The sequence below is a fragment of the Micromonospora sp. CPCC 205554 genome (assembly GCF_036902745.1).
Taxonomy (GTDB): domain Bacteria; phylum Actinomycetota; class Actinomycetes; order Mycobacteriales; family Micromonosporaceae; genus Micromonospora; species Micromonospora tulbaghiae.
In genome coordinates this window covers 80,288-104,794 of record NZ_JBAKHP010000009.1, presented here as the reverse complement: position 1 = coordinate 104,794, position 24,507 = coordinate 80,288, and the positions used below count along the sequence as shown (strand labels likewise).

Annotated in this window: 30 protein-coding genes; 10 read left to right on the top strand and 20 right to left on the bottom strand. The window is 68.1% G+C overall.

The window, feature by feature from the left end:
* Positions 1-33 precede the first annotated feature (33 nt).
* From V6U82_RS14990 to V6U82_RS14980, 3 genes are all read right to left on the bottom strand, one after another.
* Positions 34-1,470, bottom strand: a complete 1,437-nt coding sequence (locus tag V6U82_RS14990) for an RNB domain-containing ribonuclease (protein ID WP_334461627.1) — start codon at positions 1,468-1,470, stop codon at positions 34-36.
* Positions 1,471-1,532: 62 nt separating this feature from the next.
* Positions 1,533-2,279, bottom strand: a complete 747-nt coding sequence (locus V6U82_RS14985) for a histone (protein WP_334461626.1) — start codon at positions 2,277-2,279, stop codon at positions 1,533-1,535.
* 78 nt (positions 2,280-2,357) lie between these two features.
* Entirely contained in the window at positions 2,358-2,561 is a 204-nt protein-coding gene (locus V6U82_RS14980; RefSeq protein WP_030273123.1) for a hypothetical protein, read from the bottom strand.
* 165 nt (positions 2,562-2,726) lie between these two features.
* Here V6U82_RS14980 and V6U82_RS14975 point away from each other — a divergent pair, with 165 nt between their 5' ends.
* Positions 2,727-2,927, top strand: coding sequence for a hypothetical protein (locus V6U82_RS14975; protein ID WP_334461620.1), 201 nt, complete (start codon positions 2,727-2,729; stop codon positions 2,925-2,927).
* Between the two features lie 3 nt (positions 2,928-2,930).
* Here the strand turns inward: V6U82_RS14975 and V6U82_RS14970 are convergent, their stop codons facing one another.
* Positions 2,931-3,896, bottom strand: coding sequence for a hypothetical protein (locus V6U82_RS14970; RefSeq protein WP_334461618.1), 966 nt, complete (start codon positions 3,894-3,896; stop codon positions 2,931-2,933).
* On the bottom strand, positions 3,890-4,213 hold the full coding sequence (locus tag V6U82_RS14965) for a PadR family transcriptional regulator (protein WP_334461615.1): 324 nt from the start codon (positions 4,211-4,213) through the stop codon (positions 3,890-3,892). Before V6U82_RS14965 ends, V6U82_RS14970 begins: the two co-directional genes overlap by 7 nt.
* Positions 4,214-4,452: 239 nt before the next feature.
* On the opposite strand from V6U82_RS14965, the gene V6U82_RS14960 reads away from it, so the two are divergent.
* Together V6U82_RS14960 and V6U82_RS14955 are read left to right on the top strand one after the other, a co-directional pair.
* Positions 4,453-4,824: a hypothetical protein gene (locus tag V6U82_RS14960; RefSeq protein ID WP_013287772.1), complete on the top strand. Its 372-nt coding sequence runs from the start codon at positions 4,453-4,455 to the stop codon at positions 4,822-4,824.
* Positions 4,821-5,306, top strand: coding sequence for a roadblock/LC7 domain-containing protein (locus V6U82_RS14955; protein ID WP_128137435.1), 486 nt, complete (start codon positions 4,821-4,823; stop codon positions 5,304-5,306). Before V6U82_RS14960 ends, V6U82_RS14955 begins: the two co-directional genes overlap by 4 nt.
* A gap of 146 nt (positions 5,307-5,452) precedes the next feature.
* Here V6U82_RS14955 and V6U82_RS14950 read toward each other — a convergent pair whose 3' ends face one another.
* A complete protein-coding gene (locus V6U82_RS14950) occupies positions 5,453-6,409 on the bottom strand; it encodes a threonine/serine dehydratase (protein ID WP_334461608.1) in 957 nt (318 codons plus the stop codon).
* Between the two features lie 173 nt (positions 6,410-6,582).
* Entirely contained in the window at positions 6,583-6,978 is a 396-nt protein-coding gene (locus V6U82_RS14945) for a VOC family protein (protein ID WP_334461606.1), read from the bottom strand.
* A 219-nt stretch (positions 6,979-7,197) separates the two neighbouring features.
* Here V6U82_RS14945 and V6U82_RS14940 point away from each other — a divergent pair, with 219 nt between their 5' ends.
* Entirely contained in the window at positions 7,198-7,695 is a 498-nt protein-coding gene (locus V6U82_RS14940) for an HAD domain-containing protein (protein ID WP_128137440.1), read from the top strand.
* Between the two features lie 142 nt (positions 7,696-7,837).
* Complete coding sequence (locus V6U82_RS14935; protein ID WP_442933439.1) at positions 7,838-8,254, top strand: ADP-ribosylation/crystallin J1; 417 nt, start codon at positions 7,838-7,840, stop codon at positions 8,252-8,254.
* Positions 8,255-9,077: 823 nt separating this feature from the next.
* Here V6U82_RS14935 and V6U82_RS14930 read toward each other — a convergent pair.
* The 9 genes from V6U82_RS14930 to V6U82_RS14890 form a co-directional block, all read right to left on the bottom strand.
* Entirely contained in the window at positions 9,078-9,857 is a 780-nt protein-coding gene (locus V6U82_RS14930; protein WP_334461603.1) for a DUF6082 family protein, read from the bottom strand.
* Between the two features lie 22 nt (positions 9,858-9,879).
* Positions 9,880-11,067, bottom strand: a complete 1,188-nt coding sequence (locus V6U82_RS14925; protein WP_334461600.1) for a tyrosine-type recombinase/integrase — start codon at positions 11,065-11,067, stop codon at positions 9,880-9,882.
* A complete protein-coding gene (locus V6U82_RS14920; RefSeq protein ID WP_334461598.1) occupies positions 11,067-11,246 on the bottom strand; it encodes a helix-turn-helix transcriptional regulator in 180 nt (59 codons plus the stop codon). Before V6U82_RS14920 ends, V6U82_RS14925 begins: the two co-directional genes overlap by 1 nt.
* A gap of 2 nt (positions 11,247-11,248) precedes the next feature.
* Positions 11,249-13,009: a replication initiator gene (locus tag V6U82_RS14915; protein WP_334461596.1), complete on the bottom strand. Its 1,761-nt coding sequence runs from the start codon at positions 13,007-13,009 to the stop codon at positions 11,249-11,251.
* Positions 13,006-13,542, bottom strand: a complete 537-nt coding sequence (locus tag V6U82_RS14910) for a DUF2637 domain-containing protein (protein ID WP_334461594.1) — start codon at positions 13,540-13,542, stop codon at positions 13,006-13,008. Before V6U82_RS14910 ends, V6U82_RS14915 begins: the two co-directional genes overlap by 4 nt.
* The gene (locus tag V6U82_RS14905; RefSeq protein ID WP_334461592.1) at positions 13,539-13,727 is read right to left on the bottom strand and encodes a hypothetical protein; all 189 of its coding nucleotides are present in this window, start codon (positions 13,725-13,727) and stop codon (positions 13,539-13,541) included. The genes V6U82_RS14910 and V6U82_RS14905 overlap by 4 nt, the downstream gene beginning before the upstream one ends.
* 3 nt (positions 13,728-13,730) lie before the next feature.
* Entirely contained in the window at positions 13,731-13,985 is a 255-nt protein-coding gene (locus V6U82_RS14900) for a hypothetical protein (protein WP_334461590.1), read from the bottom strand.
* Positions 13,982-15,577, bottom strand: a complete 1,596-nt coding sequence (locus V6U82_RS14895; protein ID WP_334461588.1) for an FtsK/SpoIIIE domain-containing protein — start codon at positions 15,575-15,577, stop codon at positions 13,982-13,984. Before V6U82_RS14895 ends, V6U82_RS14900 begins: the two co-directional genes overlap by 4 nt.
* Positions 15,578-15,758: 181 nt before the next feature.
* Entirely contained in the window at positions 15,759-16,154 is a 396-nt protein-coding gene (locus V6U82_RS14890) for a transcriptional regulator (RefSeq protein WP_209963292.1), read from the bottom strand.
* Positions 16,155-16,706: 552 nt separating this feature from the next.
* Here V6U82_RS14890 and V6U82_RS14885 point away from each other — a divergent pair.
* On the top strand, positions 16,707-17,156 hold the full coding sequence (locus V6U82_RS14885; protein ID WP_334461583.1) for a hypothetical protein: 450 nt from the start codon (positions 16,707-16,709) through the stop codon (positions 17,154-17,156).
* Here the strand turns inward: V6U82_RS14885 and V6U82_RS14880 are convergent.
* From V6U82_RS14880 to V6U82_RS14865, 4 genes are read right to left on the bottom strand one after another with little or no spacing between them, the layout of a single operon-like run.
* Positions 17,137-17,916: a glycosyltransferase family 2 protein gene (locus V6U82_RS14880; RefSeq protein ID WP_334461581.1), complete on the bottom strand. Its 780-nt coding sequence runs from the start codon at positions 17,914-17,916 to the stop codon at positions 17,137-17,139. The genes V6U82_RS14885 and V6U82_RS14880 overlap by 20 nt on opposite strands.
* On the bottom strand, positions 17,904-18,869 hold the full coding sequence (locus tag V6U82_RS14875) for a GntR family transcriptional regulator (RefSeq protein ID WP_334461579.1): 966 nt from the start codon (positions 18,867-18,869) through the stop codon (positions 17,904-17,906). The genes V6U82_RS14880 and V6U82_RS14875 overlap by 13 nt, the downstream gene beginning before the upstream one ends.
* Positions 18,856-19,188 carry a hypothetical protein gene (locus V6U82_RS14870; protein ID WP_334461577.1) on the bottom strand — a complete coding sequence of 111 codons (333 nt, stop codon included), beginning with the start codon at positions 19,186-19,188 and terminating at the stop codon, positions 18,856-18,858. Before V6U82_RS14870 ends, V6U82_RS14875 begins: the two co-directional genes overlap by 14 nt.
* Positions 19,181-19,519 (bottom strand): hypothetical protein, encoded by a 339-nt coding sequence (locus tag V6U82_RS14865; protein WP_334461575.1) that lies wholly within the window; start codon positions 19,517-19,519, stop codon positions 19,181-19,183. Before V6U82_RS14865 ends, V6U82_RS14870 begins: the two co-directional genes overlap by 8 nt.
* Positions 19,520-20,051: 532 nt before the next feature.
* Here V6U82_RS14865 and V6U82_RS14860 point away from each other — a divergent pair.
* From V6U82_RS14860 to V6U82_RS14850, 4 genes are all read left to right on the top strand, one after another.
* Positions 20,052-20,492: a GntR family transcriptional regulator gene (locus V6U82_RS14860; protein WP_334461573.1), complete on the top strand. Its 441-nt coding sequence runs from the start codon at positions 20,052-20,054 to the stop codon at positions 20,490-20,492.
* 205 nt (positions 20,493-20,697) lie between these two features.
* Positions 20,698-21,885 carry an ABC-three component system protein gene (locus V6U82_RS14855; protein ID WP_334461571.1) on the top strand — a complete coding sequence of 396 codons (1,188 nt, stop codon included), beginning with the start codon at positions 20,698-20,700 and terminating at the stop codon, positions 21,883-21,885.
* Positions 21,885-22,403, top strand: coding sequence for a three component ABC system middle component (locus V6U82_RS31555; protein ID WP_357147969.1), 519 nt, complete (start codon positions 21,885-21,887; stop codon positions 22,401-22,403). Before V6U82_RS14855 ends, V6U82_RS31555 begins: the two co-directional genes overlap by 1 nt.
* Positions 22,400-24,367 carry a DUF3732 domain-containing protein gene (locus tag V6U82_RS14850; RefSeq protein WP_334461569.1) on the top strand — a complete coding sequence of 656 codons (1,968 nt, stop codon included), beginning with the start codon at positions 22,400-22,402 and terminating at the stop codon, positions 24,365-24,367. The genes V6U82_RS31555 and V6U82_RS14850 overlap by 4 nt, the downstream gene beginning before the upstream one ends.
* The last annotated feature ends 140 nt before the right edge of the window (positions 24,368-24,507 follow it).

Here is a 24,507-nt window from a genome sequence, read left to right as displayed (position 1 = left end):
TGCATCCCGATGCTGTGACAATGGCCGCGCTGGTCACGCCCGTTCGAAGGCGACCCGGCGCTGGGCCGGGTCGGCGACGGTGAGGCGTACCCGGACGCGTTCGCCCAGCGGCAGCTCGCCGGTGCAGCGGGCGCGCACCGGCGGCTCGTCGAGCGCGATGGTGCCGCCGGGCGGGCGGCCGGGGCGGCCGTTGCCCGCCGGGCGCGGTTCGTCCACGTCGAGCACCGCCGCCTCGAACGTCTCCCCCACCCGGTGCGCGAGCAGCACCGCCTCGGCCAGTTCCACAGCACCCCGGGTGGCCGCGCCCGCGGTCCGGTCGGTCACGGCCATCACCTCGGGCAGCTTCGGCAGCGCGGCCCGGACCTGCTCGGGCACCTCCCGGCCCTCGTGCAGCGCCAGGCAGACCTCGGTGGCGTAACGGTCGGCCAGCCGGCGCAGCGGCGCCGTGACGTGCGCGTACGCGGCCGCCACCCCGCCGTGCCCGGGCTGCTCGGGCACCTCGCCGTCGAAGGCGGTGTACGCGGCGCCGCGCATCAGCTCGGCGGCCTGGTCGACGAAGGCGGCCACCCGGGGGTGGGAGGTGTCCAGCCCGTCGAGCACCCGACCCACCGGTGTGCCGTCCGGCCAGGGCACGCCGAGCGGACCGGCGGCGAGCCGCAGCCGCTCGACCGCCTCCGGGCGGGGTCGGGGCATGGTGCGCAGCAGCCCGATCCGGCCGGCCAGCATGATGTCGGCCGCGGCCATCCCGGTCAGCAGCGAGATCTGCGCGTTGTGCTCCTCCATCGGGCCGGGGCCGCGCAGCACCAGCCGCCAGCCGTCGCCGTCGGGCTCGACGTCCTGCTCGGGCAGCGGCAGGTTGATCGCGCCCCGGCTCAGTCCCCGGGCGGTGAGCAGCGCCCCGATCTCGGGCAGCAGGGCGATCGGCTCGGGCAGGCGGCCGGCGTCGGCGTCGCGCTGCACGCCGCCGTAGTCGAGCTTGGCCCGGCTGCGCACCAGCGCCCGCTCCAGCGTGACCGCGACGGTGCCGCCGTCGGCGTCCAGGTCGACGGTCCAGAGCACGGCGGCCCGGTCGGCGTCGGGCAGCAGACTGGCCGCTCCCTCGCTGAGCGTGTGCGGGTGCAACGGCACGTTGCCGTCGGGCAGGTAGACCGTCTGCCCCCGGCGCCACGTCTCGGCCTCCAGGTCACCGCCGAGGCGTACGTGGGTCAGGACGTCCGCGATCGCGTACCGGACGCGGTAGCCGCCGCCGGGACGGCGGGTGAGGTGCATGGCCTGGTCGAGGTCGCGCGAGGTCGCCGGGTCGACGGTGACGAACGGGATGTCGGTCCGGTCGGCGACCGCCGGCGGCGGCGCGGCGGCGGCCGTGTCGGCTTCGCGCTGCGCCGCGGCCGGGAAGCTCTCGGGCAGTCCCAGCTCGCGGCGCAGCGCGCCGAAGTCGATACGGGGCGCCAGTACGCGTCGGATCACCACGCGGTCAATCCTGACAGCGCCCCGCACGTTCCGCTCCCCGGGAGGGAGCGGTGTCCGCGGCGTCAGGCGCGGCGGGCCGGCGCCTTACGTGCGGTGGTGCTCTTCGCGGCGGTGCTCTTGCGGGCCGGCGCCTTCTTCGCGGCGGTGGTCTTCTTCGCCGTGGTGGTGGTCTTGCGCGCGGTCGTGGTCTTGCGCGCGGGCGCCTTCTTCGCCGCCGCCTTGCGCGCCGTGGGACGCGTCGAGGCGGTGGTCTTCTTCGCCGGCGCCTTCTTCGCCGCCGTGGTCTTCTTGGCGGCGGTGGTCTTCGTCGCCGCCGAGGTGACCTTCCGCGCGCCGGTGGTCTTCTTGGCCGCCGTCGTCTTCTTCGCCGCCGTCGTCTTGCGGGCCGGCGCCTTCTTCGCGGTGGCGGTGGTCCGGGCCGTCGTGGTCTTCCGGGCCGCTGTGGTCTTCTTCGCCGCCGCCGTCTTCTTGGCCGCCGTGGTCTTCTTCGCGGCTGTCTTCTTCGCCGTGGTCTTCTTGGCCGGCGCGCTCTTGGCGGTGGCCCGGCCGGCCGGCGCCGTCCGGCCCGCGGTCTTCTTCGCCGCCGTCCTGCTGGTGGTGGCCTTGGTGGCGGGCGCCTTGCGAGCCGCCGACACGACCTTCCTGGCGGCTGCCTTCTTGGCCACCGCCTTCTTCGCCGGTGTCCGTCCGGCGCCGGCGCCCGAGGCGTTCGGCGACGCCTTGGTGACCGTCGTCGTCCTGCCCGCGGCGGTCCTCTTCGCGGTCGTCCGTTTCGCGGCCGGGCGGGTGGCCTGCTGTGCTTCGGCCATCTCGGTTCCCTTTCCTGGGGACGTGCTCCCGCCCTCGCGGGAGCACGGATCACCTCGACGCGGGCCCTCCCGCGCCGTCTAGCGGCCCTCCCCGGCCCAACGGGCGTCCTCGGCGTCCCACGCGTCGTTCCGCTCCCGCACCGTCTGCAGGGCGTTGTCCGCGTCGGCGGCTGAGGCGTACGGTCCGAGAACGTGCTTGGCGGGGCACACGTCGGCATCGGTCTCGACCCGGTGGTGTCGCGTGCACCAGTAGTAGTGCCCACCACTTCCGTCGTCGCTCATGCGATCACTGTGCACCGGGAACCGCCCGGCCGCCACCGGAACGGCACAAATAGTCACGTCCTTCTCCACATTAGACCTGGTCGGGGCGGTTGCGGCGGGGAACGGCGGAAGACCCGGAGATGCCCGTCCTCGTCCGAACGGCCGGTACCGGCGCGGGTGGGAACCGTGGAACGCCAGCTCACCGTCCGGGAGGACACCTCGCTGTTCGCCACCCACCCGCCGACCGGCCTGCGGCACCGGATGCTCGGCGCGCGGCCGTGGCAGGACCCGGCGGTGACGCTCACCGAGGAGCGGGCCGCGCGGATCGACGCCGAGCTGGCCGGGCACTACGAGCGGGCCGGGCGGGCGCTGAGCTGGAACGCCTGACGGTCAGGCGGGGGCCGGGACGGGCTCCGGACCGGGTACGGCGGCAGGCGCCGGCCGGGCCGCCGCGATCGCGTACGCCAGGGCGTAGGGCGTGCTGGCCAGGTGGAACATCGGCTCGACGAGCACCCGGTCGGTGATGAGGAACCGTTCCCACTCCGTCGGCCGGGGCAGCCCGAGCGACGAGTCGGTCCAGCAGGTGAACAGCCAGAGCGGCGCGGAGATCCGGTCCACCGAGTCCGGCGGCAGGCCGTCCGCCACGGGCGCGGTGGCCGGGATCGAGGTGACCACCGCGAGCACCACGGCAGCGTCGGCCGCCACCAGCGCGCCGAGCAGCCCGGCCAGCCACGCGGCCCGGACCCGGCCCCGGCGCGCCAGCGCCCCGGCGGCCCAGAGCGCCGCCGTCAGCAGCGCCAGCCAGAGCAGCAGCCCCGGCACCGGCTCCCAGACCCGGCTCTCGCCCCGGGCGGCGAACAGCGCCAGCGTGGCGGTCACCGTCGCGGCGATCGGCAGCACCACGCCGAGCGCGGTGGGCAGCGCCCCCACGCGTACGGTCCGGCGCGCGGCCCGGCCGACGACGATCGCGAGCACCACGCCGAGCAGCGCGGTGAGCGCCGACCAGGTCGGCAGCTGCGCGGCAGCGGCCCACGGCACGCGCATCTCCAGCCACCCGTGGGTCAGGCCCATCACCGCTGCCGCGAGCGCGAGGACCGCGACGCAGGCCGGCGGCGCGAGCAGCAGCACCCCTGCGGTACGCCCCAGCCGCCGCGCCCCGGCCCGCCCGGTCAGTGGCGTGGCCGCCCGGCGCGCCGCCAGGCTCGCGGCGAACCGGACCATCCCCCACCGCTGCCCGGTGCGGGCCAGCTCGTGCAGCTCGGCCGCCCACTCGCGGGCCAGGCCGGCACGCAGTTCCGCCGGCCACCGGCGCACCGCGACCCGCAGCAGCAGCGCCGCCACCCGCCGGGTCACCACGCCGGCGCCCCGGCCGGGTCCGCGCCGGCACGTTCGACGGGTACGAGGGCACGCAGCTCGGCCAGTGCCAGCCGGGCCGACCGGATGCCCTCGCCGGTGAGGCGGTAGTAGCGGCGGGCCGGGCGGCCGGCGGCGACCGGGTCGACGTCCTCCCAGTCGGCGGCGAGCCAGCCGGCATCCTGGAGACGGTGCAGCACCGGGTAGAGCGTCCCGCTGGGCAGGCCGGTGAGTCGCATCAGGTCGAGGCCGTAGCGCGGCGCCTCGGGCTCGGTGAGCAGCGCCGAGAGCACCTTCGCCACCGGAACGGTCAGTCGCACATGCGTACTCTATCGGAACTCTACATAGGGTGGGAGCACCGTCGTAGCAGGACAGACGGTGATCGGCAATGGGACGGCGCGGTCCCTTTGCCGGGACCGGTGGCCGGTCCGGCGGGGACCGCTCAGGTGGATCACCAGCGGCCCGGATGCAGGCCGGGACTCCATATGCGAGCCTCGACGGACCTGATCCGCTGCCCGCCCGCTCCGGCGGGCAGCGGCCCGAGCTGGGGAGAGAAATCGTGGGCAACCTTGACATCGCGCTGAAGAACGCGATGAACATCGACGGCGCGATCGGGGCCGCGCTCGTCGACTACACCAGTGGCATGACACTCGGCGTCGCCGGGGGCACCGGCGAGATCGACCTGACGGTCGCCGCCGCCGGCAACACCGACGTCGTACGCGCCAAGCTGCGCACCATCGAGATGCTCAAGCTCGACGACGAGATCGAGGACATCCTGATCACGCTCGGCAGCCAGTACCACCTGATCCGCCCGCTGAGCAACCGCACCGGCAAGGGCCTGTTCCTCTACCTGATGGTCAGCAAGAGCCGGGCCAACCTCGCGATGGCGCGGCACCAACTGCGCACGATCGAGGAGAGCCTGGAACTGTGAGCCGGGTGGACGACCTCCCCCGCCGTACGCGCGCCCACACCGGCACCCTGCCGCCACCGCGGGCGCTCCCACAGTCGCTGGCCGGAAACCCGGCGCTGCCCTATCCGGCCATCGCCCAGGAGCTTTCCGCGCTGCGGTTGCAGATCCCCGGCGTGCACGGATGCGTCCTCGGCGGCGTCGACGGCCTGCTCGTCACGCACAACCTGCAGAACGGCGCCGACCCGGACGACCTGGCCGCGCTCGCCGCCACCATGTACGGGCTCGGCCGCCAGGTCGGGTCGCGCTTGGGACAGGGCGACTTCCAGCAGTCCACGGTGCGCAACGCGGGCGGCTACCTCAGCGTGTACGCCGTCAACGGGCAGGCGCTGCTCGCCGTGATCGGCACGGACAGCATCAACGTGGCGCGGCTGCACCTGCACGCCCCGACCACGGCGGCCCGGCTCGCCGAACTGCTCGACGGGGTCAGCCCGGCCACGTCCTGACGTACGCCGGTCGTCCCGGTCCCACCCGTCCGGACCGGAGGCGGCCGGCGTACCCCCGGGTTCTGTGGCGCGGCGGTCGCGCGCCTTGTGCGGTGGCCGCCCGGCGCGGTCGCGCGCTCGGCGCGGCGGTCGCCTGGTGCGGTGGGTCAGACGCCGAAGCGGCCGGCCCACGCGGTCACGTCGGCGACAGTGGCGTTGCCGCCGCAGACCACCAGGCCCAGCCGGACGTCATCCCCCACCCGCTCGATCACCCGGCGGGCGGCGGGCAGCAGGCACCCGGCGGCCGGTTCGGCCCACACCTTGGCGTGCTCGGCCAGCTCCAGTGTGCCCCGCACCGCCTCGGCGTCGGAGACCACGAGAACGTCGCTGACCAGCGCCGTCACATGGTCGTAGGTGAGCTGCGAGACGCTCGGCGCGCTGAGCGTGGTGACGATCGACGACAGCGGCACCTCGACCGGGCCGCCCTTCGCGATCGCCTGCGACATCGCCTGCGCGCCCTCGGTCTCCACGCCCCAGACGCGTACCCCCGGCCGCCGCGCCCGCAGCGCCGCCGCCACGCCCGAGATCAGCGCGCCCCCGCCGATGCTGACCAGCACGTCGGTCAGCTCACCGGCGTCGTCGGCGAACTCCAGCCCGACAGTCCCCTGCCCGGCGAGCACAATCGGGTCGTCGAACGGGTGCAGCAGCGTCACACCCTCGTCCCGCAGCCGGTTCATCAGCGCGAACGCGCCGGTCATGTCCTCGGTCAGCCGCACGTCCGCCCCGGCCGCACGCGCCACCTCGACCGCACGGGCGGGTGCGCTGCTGGGCATCACCACTGTCGCCGCCACCCCGAGGGCGCCCGCCATCACCGCGACCGCGATGCCGTGGTTGCCGCCGCTGACCGCTACCACCCCGGCCGCCCGCTCCGCGTCGTCCAGCGCGAGCAGCTTCGCCGCCGCACCCCGGGCCTTGAACGATCCGGTACGTTGCAGCAACTCCAGCTTGGCGGTGACCGGCACGCCGAGCAGCTCGGTCAGTCCCGGGCTGGGCACGGTCGGGGTGTGCACGACGACGTCGGCGATCCGGTCGACGGCCGCCTGGATGTCCGCAAGCTCGATCACCACCGCAGCGTGCCACACCAGCCCGCACACCCCGCGCCGTCCCCGCCGCCCACGCGCCGCCCGCGCTCGTCGATCTTGGAGTTGTGGCGCCCAGAAGGCCCCATCCGCGAAGTTCGAGAGGTGCCACAACTCCAAGATCGATGACTGGAGTTGGGGCGGCCGTTCGATCGCGGTCACGATCGGGTGGCGGCCACCTCGGCGTCGCTGCGGAGGATGCAGAACTCGTTGCCCTCCGGGTCGGCGAGCACCACCCAGCCGGTGCCGTCGGAGTTGCGCCGGTCGGCCACCACTGCCGCGCCCAGCCCAATCAGCCGGGCCAGTTCCTCGTCGCGCGTTCCCTCGACCGGGCGCAGGTCGAGGTGGATACGGTTCTTGACCTGCTTCGCGTCCGGCACCTCGATGAACAGCAGGCGGTGCCGCCCGTCCCGCGAGTAGATCATGCACTCCTCGTGGCCCGGCTCGTTCGGGTCGTCCGGGTCCTCGCGGTAGTCGAGGACGGACGCCCACCAGCGGGAGAGGGTGTAGGCGTCGGCACAGTCCACGGTGGTGTGGGACACGTAGGAGGTCATCACCGGATCATCGCAAGGTCTGGCGGGAGATGTTCCACCGCGCCGAGGGCGCGGTCCTCCTGATCCTGCGACCGAGGTCCGCAGAACTGTTCTGGGAGGGCATGCGGGAGGTGGCAGCCGGTGCGGCCCGGCACCAGGACGACGACCTGGTACCGGGCAATCGTCAAGATCGGTCACGGACGAGCCGACCTGCACGCCGGACTCCGTACCGTGGCAGTCATGTCACGCGGTCTGCCTCTCCTCCTGCTCGACGTCGACGGGGTTCTCAACCCGTTCGGGACGGACCAGTGTCCATCCGGCTACGAAGAGTTCGACTTCTTCCCGGACGAGGAGCCGGTACGACTGTGCCGCGCTCACGCGGCGTGGCTTCGGGATCTCGGTGACCGGTTCGACATGGTCTGGGCGACCGGGTGGGGCGACGAGGCGAACCAATTCCTCGCGCCGGTGCTGCAGCTTCCAGAGCTACCCGTAATCGGCTTTCCTCCGATCCCGTTCGAACCACGGGAGAAGGTGCCTGCCATCGCCAGCTTTGTCGGCTCACGGCCTGCGGTGTGGATCGACGACGCGTTGACGCCGGAGGCGCATGCCTGGGCCGAGGGGCGCAAGGCAGCGACGCTGCTGGTCGACGTCGACCCCGCAGAGGGGCTGACACTAGCTGTAGTCCGCCGGGCGCTTTCGTGGGCTGAGGACTTGCTTGGCGGCGAGCGGAGTTGGTGACAGCAGCATTTGAGCATGTCGATTGAGCGAGGCAGCGCCATGCGGGCCGCCCGCGACCCTGGCCGAGAAACGACAGCCGGAGGCGGGGCGGCCGAGGCGGTCATCTTCATACCTCAAGTTGAATCGGCAAGAAATGCTGCGAATGTTCGATCCGGCGGTACTGTCCGATATCACGACCGACCACGGCAGCGAGAGCGACGTGAGCAGCGACGTGAGCAGCGACGTAACGACAGCGCTGTGGCGCCCCATCAGACAGCAGGAACTCCGCCTCGTCCGCGAGGCAGGCGGGCGCAGGTGGCCGGCGCTCCGGCCAGACCAAACCCACTTCTTCCCGATGCTCGAAGAGGACTTCGCGATCAGGGCTGCGCAGAACTGGAACGTGTTCGGACCCGTGCGCTACGTGGCCCGCTTCCACGTCGAGACAGGTTTCCTAGGCCGCTACTCGACACGGTCCTTCGGCGGATCCGCCGCTCCGATGCTGTGGGTTGCAGCCGAGGAACTCGACGAGTTCAACGCGCACATCGTCGGTTCGATCGAGGTCGTCCACGAGTTCCGATAGGGAAGACGGCCGTCGGATGATCCCGACGACGTGCGGCCAGTTGGGCTGGACGCCGCGCGGAGGCAAGCCGAAGTTGACCAACGACGACCGTTGACGCCTGGACATAGAACCAGCTCCGGCACTCACTCGTCCCACCTCATCCACGAATGGGACCACCAAGACCACTACGGAAGCCAGCGGCTCGGCCAGGTCGCGGGTCAGGGCTTCCGGTGCGGCGCCAGTCCAACCCCGGGACTGCTCGGTGGAACGTCGTGGGTGTCTCCTGAGCGTTATGGCACCCGTGGCGTTCCAGTCGGCGTGGATGACGTCGGTGGGTGGAGCGCTATAGGTGTCTCCCGAGGGTTATGGCACCCGTGGCGTTCCAGTCGGCGTGCGTGACGTCGGTGGGTGGAGCGGGATGGCTGTCTTCTGAGCGTTGTGGCACCCGTGGTGTTCCGGCGGGCTTGCCACCGGATCACCGGGTCGCGGCACCAGTTCCACCGCCAGGACGTGCCCGGCCCTCCCCCACAGCCGCCAGCCCCCACTCCGGAACCATCGACCGGCGGCCCCTCAGACGCCCACGGCGGCACAACCAGCCCGACCCGAGAAGAGGTCAACTAAGTCGGCGCTCAGGGCGTCGGACGCCGCCCAATGTTGGCATGAACGACCGTCGACGCCCGAACATAGAACCAGCTCAGAGCCTTGATCAGGTCTCTGAGCTGGTGGGCGACGGACGAGTCGACCTGTACGCCGGATTGTGATCACCGCATCCCCGTTGACCAGGGGCGGAGCGTGGCGAAGGCCGCCGTAGGCCGTCGCCAGGCCGTCTCGGCGCTCAGGCCCTTTATCTCGCCCGGGCACGCCGCCGATCGCGGTGACTCGCCCTCAACAAAATCGCCGCCATTGCCGCACCTCCCGCCATGCCAGCAAGGAGAGGAACGGCCGGCCCGGTCGGGGGCGCGGGACGGTCGGGGCGAGGCCTGTCGGACGTACGGTTCGGTGCAGTAGAGGGCGAAAGAAGCCTGCTGGCCCGCGCCTGCTCAAGCTCCTCCGTCAAGATCGCCATGAACCGCCTATCGCGACGGCTCGGGCGCTTGATCCAACCCGGCCCTACTTCAGCCCAGTATCGCTGGGATACATCGCTGCGGAAAAATCCCTTGGCGGTGCCACGAAGAGTCTCATCATCGATCTCGCCGACCCTCCAGAGCACCAGCCAATGAGTGGTCAGCAAATTACAGAAGCTACGGAGCCCGTACCCTTCTTCGGCACCGTCTTCTCCCCAGCTGCGAGAATAGACAGGGTTCTCTAGGGTGAACCGCACAAGCTCGAAATGCCGTTGCGATATGTTGTAGAGCAGCGACGAGCGGTGATCTCTGTACTGAAGGATCAGGGACGCCGCAATGCCACAGAGAGCCGCTGCGGACAGGATCGCCGAGACACCCCCATACGCCTGCCCAACATCGCTGAGCTCGCCCCAGTCGTCGCTCAAGCGAAGCAGAACCTGCATCAGCAACGGCGACAGCAGGACGGCCACGACGAGGCCCAACGCGACACCAGCGATGATCAACCACTTCGATGACCAACGATACATACCTGACAAGTAGCAAACCGTCGCAAGACTCACCTTGGCGCCCTCCGGACCCCGACTAGGTGAAGAGCTCGTCGATCGCGCGCCGCGTGCGCTCCTCACTCGCAGGCATCAGGTGGGTGTAGACCCGGAGTGTGAAGCCCGGGTCGGAGTGCCCGAGGTACGAGGCGAGCGCCTTGATGCTCTCCCCCGCGTCGAGCAGTGCCGAGGCGTAGAAGTGGCGCAACGCGTGCATCCCGGTCGCCCGGGTCGGGACGATGCCGGCCGCTTCCACGGCTGGACGCCAACTCTTCCCGTCGAAGGTGGCCCGCTTGATCGCACCTCGCCGGGTGGTGGTGAAGATCAGTGGCACGGTCACCCGCTCGTCGCTGAACGGGTCCTCCCACGGCAGAGTGATCGAGAGCGGGTCGTACTTCTTGGTGTGCTCCTTGAGCGACCGCGCCACCGAGTCGGGGAGCGGCACCCGGCGATCCCGGTCGTTCTTGGGCAGGCCGAAGACCAAGCGCGAGCGGACGACCTTGACTTGCCGAACGACGTGGACCCAGCCCGAGTCGAAGTCGACATCATCGACGCCGAGCCCAAAGATCTCTCCCTGCCGCAGCCCGCAGCCGGCGCCCAGGTCGACCATCGGGCGGTACCGCTCAGCGAGACCGCCGCGGATTGCCGAAACCTCGTCGGCCCGCCACGGGACGACGCGACGTTGCACAGGCCGGGGCGGTTTGACCGAGGCCGCCGAGCACGGGTTCTTGGCAATGCGCTCGTCGTCGACGGCCGCACCGAGGATGGTCCGCAGGTGGGCGAAGACGACGGCGCGAGTCGCCGGAGCCAGCTTGCCGACCATCGCGGCGTCCCACTCTCGTACGTGACCCGGCTTGATCGACGCCAGTTGCCGAGAGCCGAAGAACGGCACCAGGTGCTTCCGTACCCGAAACTCCGTGCTCTCCCGCGTTGACTCGTCGAAGGAGCGCGTCCGCAACCAACTCTCGGCGTACTCGGCGAAGGTGATCCGGCCGGCGGACGGGTCGACGTACGAGCCCCGGAGCTTGTCCGTCTCGGTGGAGACGAGGAAGGCGTCAGCTTCACGCTTGGCCCGGTCCGGGAAGGACTGGCTACGTTCGCGGCCGTCCGGGCCGATGTACCGGACTCGGTAGCGCATCCCCTTACCGAACAGGTCCGACTTGACCCGCTCCTTCCGGCCGCCGGGGTGCCGGATCACCTTGTACCAACGGTCTTCTACGTGTCCCATCAGGCTGCCGCCTGCTCACGAACCCACGCCCGGACCGCTTCCGGCTCGTACCGCAGGTGCCGGCCGACCCGAGCCGCCGGCGGACCGTACTTGACCTTGCGCCAGCGGTACAGCGTCTCGGTCGGCACCCGCAGGTACGCTGCCACATCCCGGATGGTCCAGAGTTCATCGTTCGCCACCGTCACAGTCCCTCCCCCGTAGTGCCGTCTGCTCGCGTCGTTGATTCGTCCGCCGGCGACTGGGCGGCCCGGTCCTTGGCGGCTAGCAGTTCGGACCGCCAGCGGGCGCGCTCGCTGATCGAGCGCATGAGCCGGTAGGCCATCGGCCCCACGTCCGGGTCATCGGGCCGGGCAAGCTCCCAGGCGTGACGCACCCGTTCGGCGGTGTCGCCCTGGTCATCGACGAGCTGCCCGACGGTGGCGGTGTCGGTGGTGACGCCGAGCAGTGCGCGAACCCAGGCCCGGACGTCGTGCTTGTGGTCGGCGAGAGTCTTGCCGGACCAGTCGCGCGAGATGAGGATGCGCCGGCCGCCGATGCCGAGGGTGTCCCGCTGATGGACCTTGCCCTTGCACCGGCCGGGCTTGAGCTTGGCGTGCGCCTTCTTCGGCTGGACGCCGTAGAGCAGCCAGTTCGCGCAGCGATCAGTGCACGGGGTGATCCGGAGTTCCTGCCAGAGCCGGTCGAGGTGAGCGCGTTGCCGATCAGTGACGATCTTGTGGCAGTCGCCGGTGTGCTTGGTGATGTACTTCGTGACGTACCGGATGGTCCGTTCGGCGTCCTCGGTGCCGGGCATGACGCCGCGGGCGTCGACCTGGGTGCCGAAGCGGACGACGTGCACCGGTTCGGCGTCGGGGTCCTCGTCGATGGCGTCGAGGGCTTCCGTCCAGGTGGTCAGCAACTTCCGGGTGTCGGGGTCGACCCACGCCGCCGCCTGCTCGTCCCAGACGGGGAGCCGATCGAGGGTGTACCGCTGGACGTCAACCGACGGCCACCACACCTGGTGATAGGTGGCCGCCGCCACGGTGCGGAGGACGTCCCGGGGGATGGTGCCTCGGATGGCGAAGTGAGCGTGTGGGGCGAGTCGGCGTTGCGGCTCGACGCAGCCGGCGTACTGGACGTTCCAGCCCTCGCAGCGGCGCAGGTTCTGCCAGAACCGGTCGAGGAGCCGGGGGAAGTGCACGGCGTCCCAGGCGGCGCGGCGGTAGTCGTACCGGCCTGGGTTGACCGGGGTGCCGTCGGGGCGGACCGGGCCGTACGAGTCGAGGGTGAGCGTGAGCCACATCGACGGCCGGTAGGTGGCACCGTCCGGAGCGGTGTAGGTCTTGCCGACGGTGCGCCGCTCGACCTTGCGCCGGGGCAGTTCTGGGGCATCCTGGCGCCGGCGGGTGGAGCGCTTGCGCCGGCGGCCGGGCTCCTCGTCCTGATCCTCGTCGACGCCCGCGTGGGGTGGGCCGACGCGCCCCCGCAGGCCCTCCGCCGCGATGGCCTCTTCCACCTCCCGGATCGCCTCGTCGAGGTCGGTCACCTGGTCCCACTGGGCGGCGCGGACCGCTTCGTCGCGGGAGAACTCCAGGTGCGCCCGGAAGAGGATCAGGGACTTTTGCGCCTCGGTCGCGGGTTCCGGGCCGGGTAGGGGTTCGTCGTCGCGGTGCCAGCCCTCGCGGATCTGGGCCTGACGCAGCCGGCGGTTCTTCTTCGCGCACGGCGGGCACTTGTCCTCGCGGGTCGCGCCGCATGGCAAGTCGATGACCTCGGTCAGGCCGGTGTCCAGGTCGGTGCGGCGCATCGCAAGGGGGCGGACGCAGACGCCGTACTCGATCGCGATCTGCTTGAGCACGTCGACCGCGCGGGGCAGCGCCATGCGGGCCGCCCGCGACCCCGGACGAGGAGCAACCGGGGTCGGGGCGGCGGGGGCGAGGCCGGGCAGGGTCGGTGCGGTCATCGGATGATCCCCACGACCTGCGGCCGGTTGGGCTGGCCGACGCCGAGCGGAGGCAGCACCGCGGCCGATGCCGGCGGCATCACCGGAGCCGGCGGGATGGGTTCGACCTGCTGCGGCTCGTCGTACCAGTCGGCTTGCGGCTGCTCTGGCTCAGGGGCCGGCGGTACGGCCGGTGCGCTGGACAGGACGACCTTGACCAGGGCGAGGAAGGCCAGCGACGGCACGGCGGCGACGATCCAGCCCCACACGGACGGTTCGGCTTCCGCGACCTGGGCGGCGAGGGACAGCAGGGCGAACGCGACCAGGAGCACGCCGACCATGCCGACCGGGCGGCCGACGCGACGTCGGGCGCGGATCTCCAGCCCGAGGTAGATAGCCATCAGCTCGACGGCCACGGCGTTGGCCCAGCCGATCCAGTCGGGCTGCCCGTGGGCGACGGTCAGGTCGTGGACGTGGGTGAAGGCGGCGGCGCCGGCCATGATGCCGACGGTGAGCAGGATCAGCAGCCGGGCGGCCGGCTCGGCGCGCATCATCGGCGGCCCCCGTGATCGCGGATGGTCAGGGTGATGTGGATGCGCTGCCCGTGCAGGTCGCGGCGGCGGTCGACGAAGTGCGCCAGGCCGTGCAGGGCGGCGGCGAGCCGGTCCGGGGAGTCGTTCAGCTCGATGTGCAGCGGCTTGATGCGGTGGGTGCCGAGGAAGAAGCGCTTGAGGGACATCGGTTACCTCCGGGCCGGGGCGACGCGGGTACGGATGTGCTCGGGCGGTTCGCCGAGGGAGGCGACCGCTTCGGAGAGGCAGCGCCACAGCGCCCACGCCTCGTCGGGGGTCAGGTGCATGCGGCGCCGGCCGGCGCCGACGGCGAGATAGACCGGGTACGGGTCGGGCCGTTCCGTGTCGACGCGGACGGACACGGCGGTGCTGCTCGCGCCATCCGGGTTCGGGGCGCGCAGCCGGTAGAAGGCGGGAGCGGTCACCGCGGCTCTCCCCCGTCGGCGTCGCGGTCGAGGAAGGTCAGCAGCGAGTCGGGCAGCAGCGGCCCGCGACGCGGCCGAGGCAGCGACGGCCGGGCCGGTTCGTCGGCGGTCTCTCGGCGCACCTGGGCGAGGATGTCCGCCGCGTCGGCCGGGGCTGGGTACTCAGTGGCTAGTTCGCGGATGTGGTCGTCGGAGAGGTACGAGAACCGCACCCGGGCCGGCTCCGGGATGCCGTCGAGGATCACGTACCCGACGCCCTTGGCCCACCGGGGCATCTGGTCAGCCAGGGCGCCCCGGTTGCGGGCACCGTCGCCCAACACCAGGTCGACCTGAGCGGCCTCGGTCAGGCCGAGCGCGATACGGGTCGGGAACAGGTCCCGGAACGGCAGCACCTCCTTGCGGGGGTCCTGCAACGCGGCCACCACCAGGACGCCGACGCCGGCCCCCTGCGACAGCAGCAGCCCCAGTGAGGACGCGATGCGCTTGCGCAGGTCGACATCCTGGAGGTACGCGGTCAGCGCCGCCATCTCGTCGATGACGACCACGACCAGGGGGTCGGCCTCGGTCGGGGTGTGCACCCGCACCGCGCCGGCCAACCGGGTCTGCCGCTCCCGCATCACCGTCACGGCCTCGTCGAGCAGGTCCGCCATGGCCTCGAAGGACTTGCAGGCGAACCGGGCGAACAACGGCCGACCCATGGCGAACTCCATCCCACCCTTGGGATCGATCACCCACAGCCGCACCAGCCCGGAGGTGATCCCACCGGCGAGGGCCCGCACCAGCGACCACAGCACCGAGCCCTTGCCGGAGCGGGTGGCACCCCCGATCAGCACGTGGGTGGCGAGCAGGTGCAGGCACCAGTGCCGCAGATCCTCGCGCCGGGCCAGCGGCAGCGCGGTGAAGTCCGGCACCGACGGCACGTCGAACGGCTTCACCACGGTCCGCAGCGCATCAGTGCGGACCACCACTAGGTAGACCAGCGAGGGCCGGTCCCGGTACCGAAGCCGGTCCACCCAACCGAGCACCAGCGCCCAATAGCCGGCACGGACCGGCGGCTCCCCCGGGCGCTCGGAGTAGACCCGGGCGTGCCGGCGGCCGAACGCGTACGCCAGGTTCGCGGTGACTCGTTGGAACTCCTCCGGCGTCTGGCCCCGCACCATGCGGATGGTCAGCACGTCGAGCGCCTGATCCGAGCGCACCCGCAGCAACTGCGGCAGAACAACCCGATGGTCATACGTGCGGGTCAGTCCGCACAGCGTCATGGCCTCCCGCCACGCCCGCCGGTAGACGAAGACCTGACGGATGCGACCCAGCACCGGGCCGGCGCACCAGGCCCACCAGGACGCCTCGTGCTTCCACCGCCACACCGCCGACACGAAGCCCGCCAGGACCAGCGGCACGATCAGCCCCGAGCGACCGAACTCCCGATACAGCAGCACCGCGGCCACCACCAGGCCGACGGTGACCGGGTGGCGAAGGCACCACCACAGACCGCGCCACAGCCACCGCAGCACCAAGCCCAGCGCGATCAGCCAGACCGGCAGTTCCAGCCGACGCGGTCGGATCACCATCAGGTCCCCGGCCGTGGTCATCACGACCTCACCACGCGGCCGGCGGATCATCGCGCACCCCGCACGACCGCCACCAGCACCCACCCGAGGGCAGGCATACCCTTGGTCATGTCACTACCTCTCTCGCCAGAGCAGGGGGAAGAGACAGAGGGCGGGGCTGCCGTCCGCCAAGACCTGACAGCCCCGCCCCCACCTGATGCGGCTACGCCGCCGCCTTCTTGGTCACGCCCGCCGGCGCCCGCAGCCCGGTCGCACGCAGCGAGTACGCCATCCGGCCGTTGTTGCTCACGTACGGCGTGACCGTCATCCCGTCGAACTCCACCGCCTCGAACGGCGCACCCGTCGGCGGCACCGGCTGGTAGTCGGCAGAGATCTTCACCGTCGTCTCCCGCGACCGCTTCCCCAGTTCGGGATCGAGGTCCATCACCCGGACCTGCCACACCCGCTGGCCGGTCACCTTGTCCTTCGCCGGGCTGCGCCGGCCGGTCTTCTCGTCGTAGTCCTCGACCTCACCCATCGACTCGGGCACCAACGCGCACCCCGCCGGGAACACGTCCTCGAACCGCACGGCGAACCGGGTTCCGCCTCGCAGAGCCATCGCTCAACCTCCAGGTTGTTAACTTGTCTGCCAAGTTGTGGTCCAAGGTAGACGGCACTTGGCAGACAAGTCAACAAGTTCCTCAGCTCAGCCCCGAGCCGCTGCGGCCGAAGCAAGCCACCGAGCCGCGCGACGCAGAAACTAGACCAATCTATTAATAGACTCCGGATGCCAATTACTGCACCCTGAAAGCAGCACCTCAAAATCTTTGGCAAAAACAATCCATCTATTCTTGACAAATTGACAGAAGCCGTGATAGGTGCTACGTTTCTTGCAGCTCAAGAGCCGGTGGCAAACGAGCCGAATGTTGCCAATTTTTAACCCTTAAGAAAGGTAGAGACAGTTTGTTTAGATTCAATTTCAAGTCAGACTTCTCGATGAGAGTTTCCAGAAGCGACTTGGCGTGGGCGGCTGCCATGGCGCTGGTGGTTCTGCGAATTCACCTGCTCCTGTAGCTCGACAACGGTTAGGGGGTTGCTGCTCGCCAGCAACCCCCGCCGGGCCGCCCCCCTGCCAGGTGTCGGAGCCCTCTCTGGTGGGTAACGGCGAGCGATGGGAACCAGCGAAGACAGATCAGTCGATCAGGAGCACTGCAGGCCGACAGGAGTTGACAACAAGACCGTTGAGGCACTTGGTGAGCTGAGCAAGGCGTTGGAAACGGTTCACCGGGTTCGTGGACACCTTTACTCGGCCCATCAATTGGTCGGTGGAGCAGATCTAACCCTCGACACAGTGGTCGGGCTGATGCGCGAGGCAGGCCATGACGAGGTGGCCGACCGCGTGGAACGCGAACTGCTGGGGCGGAACCTGATCCCCGGACGTTGGACCTTCCAGATTATGGAGGAGTTCGATGACGGCTACTACGCCGCGTTCCGGGAGATCGAGCGCGATGCCCGAGAGAAGCTAGCTGGCGGCCGGCGGCACATCTACGAGGCCGAGATGAAGCAGCGGCGCCGTACCCATGGCATGCCCGGGCATGAAGCTACGCCGGCGGAGGCGTGAGCGGCAGCCCGTTGGGCAGCATCGAGGTCAGGGCTTCGGCTCTGGCCTCGATGATTTTCATGCGTCCCTGGTACTCGGTGGGTTCCCGGTGCGCGGCTTGGCTGGTCACCTGGCCGGGCCACTTCCGGTACAGCAGGCCGTATTCGCGGGTGAAGTAGCCGTCGCTGACCGCGTTGGCGGCGAGGAGGAGGCCGGTGTCCTCGGAGGCGGGCAACGCCATCCAGCCGCCCAGGGCGAAGACGAGGTCGCGCCGCAGGCAGAGCGTTGCCGGGTGCACAGACGCCCGGTAGCCGTTGGCCTGCCAGAAGGACAAGACGGAGCCGCGGGCGACGAGGCCGCCGGCCGGGTCCTTATCCCAGCCGGCGGTAGACCCGTCGGGAAGCAAATCGAGTACTCGCGAGGTGGTCCAGCCGATCTGCGGGTGCACGTCGAACGCGGCGATGTCCCGGGCGAGCGCTCCGGGCGTTAGCTGGTCGTCGGCGTCCAGGACCTTGATGAGGTCCCCGGAGACTCGCGACAGCGCCAGGGTACGAGCGACGCCAGGCCCACCCGATCGACCGGTGCCGAGGCTGATTCGGGGGTCGTCGGGCAGCGCGTCGACCAGGGCGCCGCTCTGGCCGTCCTCCTGGACCAGCCACTGCCAGTCCCACCCGTCGGGCATATCCTGCTTGGCCAACGAGGCGTAGGCGCCAGCGAGGTGCTCGATGCTGGGCGCGTGGACGGGCGTGATGACCGAGACGATCTGCGTCAAGTTTTCCACCGCTGGAGTTTGTGGGAGTAGACAAGCTCGGTCCGGTCCCCGGGCATCACCACATCCGCGACCTCGACGACGCGGCCCTTGGTGTCGATCGAGGTCTTGCGGACGGTGAGCACCGAGACACCCGGGTCGATGTCCAACAGCTCGGCCTCGTCCGGCGACGGCGGGCGGGCACGGATCACGTCGTCGATCCGGTCCACCTCGACGCCGAGGGTGTGAAGCTGATGCTGAGTCCCGCCCGGCCACGGCTCCTTGCCAGCGTCGAGCAGGTCTGGGTTAGCGCCCACCAGGTCGTAAGGCAGGTACGAGTACGACATGGTCAGCGGCGCGTTCTCGTGCCGGGAGGACGTCCAGTAGACCCGGCGCAGCAGCGGCGTACCCGGCTCGACCCGAAGGGCCGCCGCCATATCCTCATCCGCTTCCACGCGGGTGTACTCGGCGTGGAACTTGAGGTCGTCGACCGTCAGGCCGGTGTCGTGTTCGATGGCCCCGGTCTTCAACCGCTCGGCCTCGTCGAGCAGGACCCGATCCTTCTCCCACTGGTACCGCTCGGCGTTGCGCCGGCGTACGCGCTGGCGGGGCGCCCGCACGTAGGTGCCGCGCCCCTGCTCTGCGCGGACCAGGCCCCATTCACGGAGCTGCCGGATGGCGTTGCGCACGCTGGTGCGGGACAGGCCCGACGTGTCGGCCAACTCGGTCTCGCTCGGCATCAGCGTGCCGGGGGCCAGTTCGCCGCGCGTGATCTTCGCCCGCAACTCTTCCGCGAGTTGCAGGTAGCGAGGGCGCCAGTCCCGGGCTTGCACACCGGCCACCGTACCCCCTAGACGTTCCAACGTCTGCCAGGTGGTCCCGCCGGCGGGCCGCTCAGGTATCGGAGCGATGGCCGCCGGCGGTCTCTTCGTCTGCTGCTTGGGTGCAGGTATGCGCCTGGCAAGTCGAGGGTCAGTGGCGCTCATCGTGTCCCTCCACCGGTTGTCCCTTGGTCATCATCATTAGCCGGGCGTAGGCCAGCTCGTAGATGAGCCGATCCAACTGCGCCAGGGAGAACAAGACGGTCTGAGTGGCGCCGCTACGGGTGGCATCAAGCTTCACCGCCAGGCCGCGCCGCTCGAAGCGGTCGAGCAGCAGTTGGGTACTAATCCAGCCCGAGTCCTCCCGCCCGACGGTGGCGAGGAAGCCCCGGTGCATCGGATCGTTCGGCCCGCAGCCCCGACACCACTTCGGACATGCGCTCGACGACTCGTCGGGCTCGACCTCGGTTGCGTGTTCAGTCATCGTCACTCCCGGCACTGCCGGCCTGCGCCACCAGAGCGCCAAGTCGCTCGACCAACTGGGCCGCCTGACTCACCGACAACTCCGCCCAGCCGTTCCCTGCCCTCGACGTGGCGTGCACAGCGATCATGGGCGACCGGGCCTCCGCACCGATGAGGTACGTGACGACCATGCCGCTCCCCCGGGTCTCGCCGACGCGGAGCATCTCGCCGCGGTGCCGGCGGGCCATGTGCGTCATCACGGGCGGCACCAGGTGACCGCAGCGGGCCGGGTCGCACCAGTCCGGGTGCGAGACAGTGACGGTCGGTTTGCCGGTACGGGTCACCGCGGCCACCGCCCACCGTTGCCCCGGTAGGTCTGGGCCAGCGTCATCAACGGCGCGTAAGGCAAGGTGGGCACCTCTCGGGTCGGTCCGACCGACCACCAGGGCGTAGGCGGGATGACTGCCGAGCGGGGAACTGGAATGCGGCCAGCGGTCGCCGCCGGCGGGCGCTTCGGGCGCCACCGCAAGGAGAACCATCCGCGCCGACGATGAGATCCAGACATCGCACCTCCACGGGTAGACGGGAGCCGGTGGCCAGCCACGGGGGAATGCAGCCGGCCACCGGCCCGGATGAGGGCGCGGCGCACCGTCCGACACAGACGGGTCGGGTATCGCCGAGCCAACTTCCGCGCGGCTACCGCAACCGGTCCGACAGGACGCCGCGCATCAGGTGCGGCCAGGGCCGGCGTGACACCACCCCGGATACGAACCGTCACTCCGGCCGCACCAAAAAAACGTATCTACAAGTGGACGAGTTGTCTAGACGTCGAAACGGGTCGTTTGGTTGGCACTTGGTAAGACAAGTGCCAGGTACGGTGAGCAGGTGCCCACCCCGCACTACGGCAAGCCCCGCTACCGCCTGATCGCCGACAAGATCAGGGAACGCATCGAAAGCGGCGACATCCCGCCCGGCTCTCTCTTGCCGGCCGAGAGCGCCCTCACCGCCGAGTTTCGGGCAGCCCGCGGCACAATTCGTCAGGCCATAGCCCTACTGCGCGAGGCAGGCTTGGTGACCACCGAACACGGCCGCGGCACCTACGCACACGCGCGCCGGCACCCGAGAGGGCAGGATCAGGCTGCCGAGCCTGAGACACGCCAGCGCCAGCGCCAGCGCCAAGTGGCCGCTGACCGCGAGCTTGCTGCCCTGTTCGCTGTCGAGGTAGGCACAACGCTCATCGAAGATGAAGAGATCGTATGGACGGATGGCACCGTCGGAGAAGTTGTCAGGATCTACCGGCTACTCGGACTGGGTAGCAGCAGCTAGGCCGCCACGCCCCCTGCCGATTCTCGCTACCTCAGGTCGTCCTTGCTGACGCAAGACACCGCCGGCCGGGTACCACCGAGCGACCAGCCAATGTTACAGACGGTAAGGGTCTTGCCACACGCCAAACAGATGCCTAGTGTGCTGGTACATCTCCTCAGGGACCGCTAGAGCTGAAGCCTGGCGCACACAGTTACAGGGAGCAGGCGTGACAGCCAACCCATTCGAGGCCACTGCTTCCGCACTTGGGTATGCGTATCAGTTCTGCTACTCCCTAGCTCGTGCCCTCGAACTCTTCAAGGAAGGCCCGGATTGGCAGGTTGCTATTGAGTCGGCAGACGATGTAGAGGAGTTGGTTGCCTCCGGCCGTGATCTGACTCAATTGAAGCAACGGGCTCCTGGAACGAGACTTACCGACGCGAGCGTCGACCTCTGGAAGACGCTCCGCATCTGGTCTAAAGGAATAAGAGCGGGAGCATTCGATCCTGCAACAACACGCCTCTTCCTCGTCACAACCGCCGAGGTAGCCGACGGCTCAGCAGCCAGCTTCCTTCTATCCGGACATTCCCGTGATACGCAGCGTGCGCTTTCACTCCTTCGGGCGACGGCCGAGAAATCGCGAAATGAAACCAACCTCAAAGCTTATAGCGACTTTACTCTACTTACACCCGAAGAAGGACTCACATTATGTGGCCTAATCGAGGTCGTCCCAGATTCTCCTAACATCTTCGACATTAAGAAGAAAATTGAAGAGACTGCCGCGTTGGTCGTGCGGCGCAACCACGTTAAAGGCTTCACTGAACGGCTCCACGGCTGGTGGTTCGAGCGCTGCCTGGATGTCCTTGGCCGACCCGGGACGATGATCTTAGGTGCAGACTTTGACGAATTCTACAACCGACTGCGAGATGGATTTCGTCCCGACCAATTACACATTGATCCTGACATCCTTGACCTCGACGCAGAGGTGACCGACTTCGAAGACCGCGTCTTCGTGCGGCAGTTAGAGCTGGCAAGAATCCATTCGCGCCGGATAGCATTAGCTATCCGGGAATACTTACGAGCCTCGACACAACGCTCGCGGTGGGTCCGAGATCAGGCCATGGTGGTCGGAGAACTTAATGCATATGACCGCCGAATGCACGGGGAATGGGAAATTCATTTCCTCCGCATGTTAGATGACCTTGGCGACGCATGCAGCGACGAAGAGAAGATCTCGGCTGCTAGGGCATTGTACGCATGGGTAGAGACCGGAATGCATCCGGCCGTCCGACTGGGATGCAACGAGCCCTTCGTCGCAAGAGGAACGCTGCATCACCTAGCGGACCAAAAGCACGTTGGATGGCATCCCGACTTCGAGCAACTGATTGAGGTTGCCCGAAGGGCGGCCACAGAATAATGACGAGCGATACCCAACCTAACGAATTCGGGATTTCCTACACGACCTTCGAAGAGGAGGCTCTCTTTAATCCGGCATTCATCGCATTGCTTTACGCACGTGTAGTTCAGGGCTGGCAACAAGAGGGTCACGGGGAAGAAGGCGCCCCTGCACACCTCTCATCGCTCGCAGTAACGATGGCCTTACACAGTCCGACTCGACTATTGGCGCCGAAAACCATCCGCACCAGTTTCGTTGATTGGGTTCAACAGAATCCCGACATCAACGCATTTTTCCCGCGGGCCGCACTTGGACTTACCCCGCTCGTGAAAGATGGCCTTATCTTCGCTCTTGTGAACGATGTTTGCCGCTGGACGAGTCCTGCAAGCATCATGCTTGGTCAGAGACTGAGCAAGACGATCCGAGGCGACACGCCTGACTTTCTTTCGTGCCAACGGGGGGCTGTCTTTTTCGGGAGATGGCTTTCTCGCAGTGGACGCCCCTCATCCATTTTCGCCCTGCTTGGAGTTCGGCCGTGACTTTTCAAATCTCCGCCATCTATCTCTTCGGAGTTAACCAGCGTGTGCGGGAGATTGGATTCGAGACAGGGGCGATCAACATCATCACTGGCCGGTCCCAGCGGGGCAAAAGTTCCATCATCAATATCATCGACTACTGCCTGGCCAGCAACTCTTTCACTGTGCCAGCTGGAATCATTAGGCAGGTGGTTCGAGGATACGGTCTGCGTCTAGTAGGCCGCGATGGAGAGGCCTTGCTAGTCCGCCCGGCACCGGAGCCTGGCAGATCCACGTCCGGTCGGTTTCATGTGAGCTTCGGCCAACTGCCCGCAGGTGCCCCAGATTACGACTCCTTAGACTTCAACTCCACGATTAGCGGTGCGCGCGACTTTCTGAATAGGTTTAGCGGCATCGAGGAAAACCTAAATGTTCCGGTGACGGGAACCAGGGACCCGCTCGCAGCAACTATCCGCCACGCCCTATTTTTCGTTTTCCAAGCCCAGGATGAAATTGCTAGCCGGAATGTTCTTTTCCACTCTCAAGCGGATGAGTTCCGACCCCAAGCGATCCGTGACTCGCTACCATACTTTCTCGGGGCGCAGGACCACGAGTTCGTCTACAAGCGAAACCGGCTGAACGAGCTTCGCCGCGAGTTGCGTTCCATAGACCGGAAGTTGGACGAGCGTAATGCTATCCAAATGGCCTCCGGCCAGGCGCGTGCGCTACTTCGCGAGGCTATCCAAGTCGGGCTTATAGACGATCAACCAAGCATCACAGCTCAAGAGGAAGTGGTTTCGCTTCTTCGCAGCGTCGTCGATGACCCGCGGGAACCTCAGGGCGATCAGCGAGACACCGATACGTATGACGAGCTGGCCGCTGACAGAGAACGCTTGCGTGCACGCTTCAGCTGGCTTCGATCAGAAATCTTTAGTCTTCGGCAAGCTCAGCTTGAACGCAGAGAGTATTCCGCAGAAATCTCTGAGCAGCGGGCACGGCTGCAATCGATCGGGTTGCTCAACGTATCGCAGGACGAAGAAGCACGAATCTGCCCCTTGTGTGACTCCCCACTTAGCCGACCGGTGGCTGGTGCTGATGAGTTGCGGCAAACTCTAACCCGCATCAATAGTGAAATTGTAGCTGTTCAAGCTGCGGAGCCCGAGCTCTCGATCTTAGAACGCCGCTATCAGGATGAGCTACAGTCACTCCGCGAGCAACTGCGGACCAACCAAGAGCAGCTAGATGAAATATCAGCATCCCGGCGCCAACTGGCGGCAGCCCGAGATGACGCGGTGAGAGCTGCGGTGGTCCAAGGCAGGATCGGACTCTATTTAGATAGCCAGGCTTTCGTTGCCCTGCCGGAAGTGCCTGGCGGCCGTCGGGCAGGCCTTATAGAAGAGATTGCGCGGCTCGAAGACGACCTTGATGCATCGAACATGCAAGACCGGCTTGAGAGCATCCTTTCGCGAGTCAGCCAGTCGCTAGAGGCCAAAGCGAGATCTATCGGACTTGAGCACTCTTCCAACCCCCTTCGTCTTGACGTACGGCGGCTTACGCTAGTATCAGACACTTCTGACGGCCCCATCACCTTGGCGCAAATCGGTAGTGGTGAGAACTGGCTTGGATATCACGTCTGCCTCTTTGCAGCCCTGCATCAGTGGTTCGTCGAACAGAGCCGGCCCGTCCCACGCTTTCTGATTCTAGATCAGCCCTCACAGGTGTATTTTCCCCCAGACGTTGCACCTGATGATACGGAACTGCGCGACGACGATCGCGAATCACTAGGGCGGATTCTAGAGATCGTGCTGCGTTTGGTAGAGGATCTGGCACCCGAATTGCAAGTCTTCATCATGGACCACGCAGACCTGGATGAAGAGTGGTTCCAAAAAGCGGTTACTCAGCGATGGCGGGGGGTAGGTGAGGAGGATGCGCTTATCCCCTCGTCATGGCTGTCCGATCCGGATTCTGGCAGTACGGGCGACACGTAAGAGCTGCTTACTCTGAGCGTTCGGCGATCCGGCTCACACGCCACGGCATAGTTCCGTCCGGAGGGCTAATGGCTTGGCAACCAGCCGTGCTGTTGCCGATTTCTTCTTTTCTGTATCAAGGCACCGCGCTCCGCGCGGTG

Bases quoted from the DNA above. Each gene is read 5' to 3' on its own strand.
- V6U82_RS14985 (WP_334461626.1), bottom strand. From the start codon at position 2,279: ATGGCCGAAGCACAGCAGGCCACCCGCCCGGCCGCGAAACGGACGACC.
- V6U82_RS14980 (WP_030273123.1), bottom strand. From the start codon at position 2,561: ATGAGCGACGACGGAAGTGGTGGGCACTACTACTGGTGCACGCGACAC.
- V6U82_RS14945 (WP_334461606.1), bottom strand. From the start codon at position 6,978: ATGACCTCCTACGTGTCCCACACCACCGTGGACTGTGCCGACGCCTAC.
- V6U82_RS14940 (WP_128137440.1), top strand. From the start codon at position 7,198: ATGTCACGCGGTCTGCCTCTCCTCCTGCTCGACGTCGACGGGGTTCTC.
- V6U82_RS14935 (WP_442933439.1), top strand. From the start codon at position 7,838: ATGTTCGATCCGGCGGTACTGTCCGATATCACGACCGACCACGGCAGC.
- V6U82_RS14925 (WP_334461600.1), bottom strand. From the start codon at position 11,067: ATGGGACACGTAGAAGACCGTTGGTACAAGGTGATCCGGCACCCCGGC.
- V6U82_RS14915 (WP_334461596.1), bottom strand. From the start codon at position 13,009: ATGACCGCACCGACCCTGCCCGGCCTCGCCCCCGCCGCCCCGACCCCG.
- V6U82_RS14910 (WP_334461594.1), bottom strand. From the start codon at position 13,542: ATGATGCGCGCCGAGCCGGCCGCCCGGCTGCTGATCCTGCTCACCGTC.
- V6U82_RS14905 (WP_334461592.1), bottom strand. From the start codon at position 13,727: ATGTCCCTCAAGCGCTTCTTCCTCGGCACCCACCGCATCAAGCCGCTG.
- V6U82_RS14895 (WP_334461588.1), bottom strand. From the start codon at position 15,577: ATGACCACGGCCGGGGACCTGATGGTGATCCGACCGCGTCGGCTGGAA.
- V6U82_RS14890 (WP_209963292.1), bottom strand. From the start codon at position 16,154: ATGGCTCTGCGAGGCGGAACCCGGTTCGCCGTGCGGTTCGAGGACGTG.
- V6U82_RS14885 (WP_334461583.1), top strand. From the start codon at position 16,707: ATGGGAACCAGCGAAGACAGATCAGTCGATCAGGAGCACTGCAGGCCG.
- V6U82_RS14875 (WP_334461579.1), bottom strand. From the start codon at position 18,869: ATGAGCGCCACTGACCCTCGACTTGCCAGGCGCATACCTGCACCCAAG.
- V6U82_RS14870 (WP_334461577.1), bottom strand. From the start codon at position 19,188: ATGACTGAACACGCAACCGAGGTCGAGCCCGACGAGTCGTCGAGCGCA.
- V6U82_RS31555 (WP_357147969.1), top strand. From the start codon at position 21,885: ATGACGAGCGATACCCAACCTAACGAATTCGGGATTTCCTACACGACC.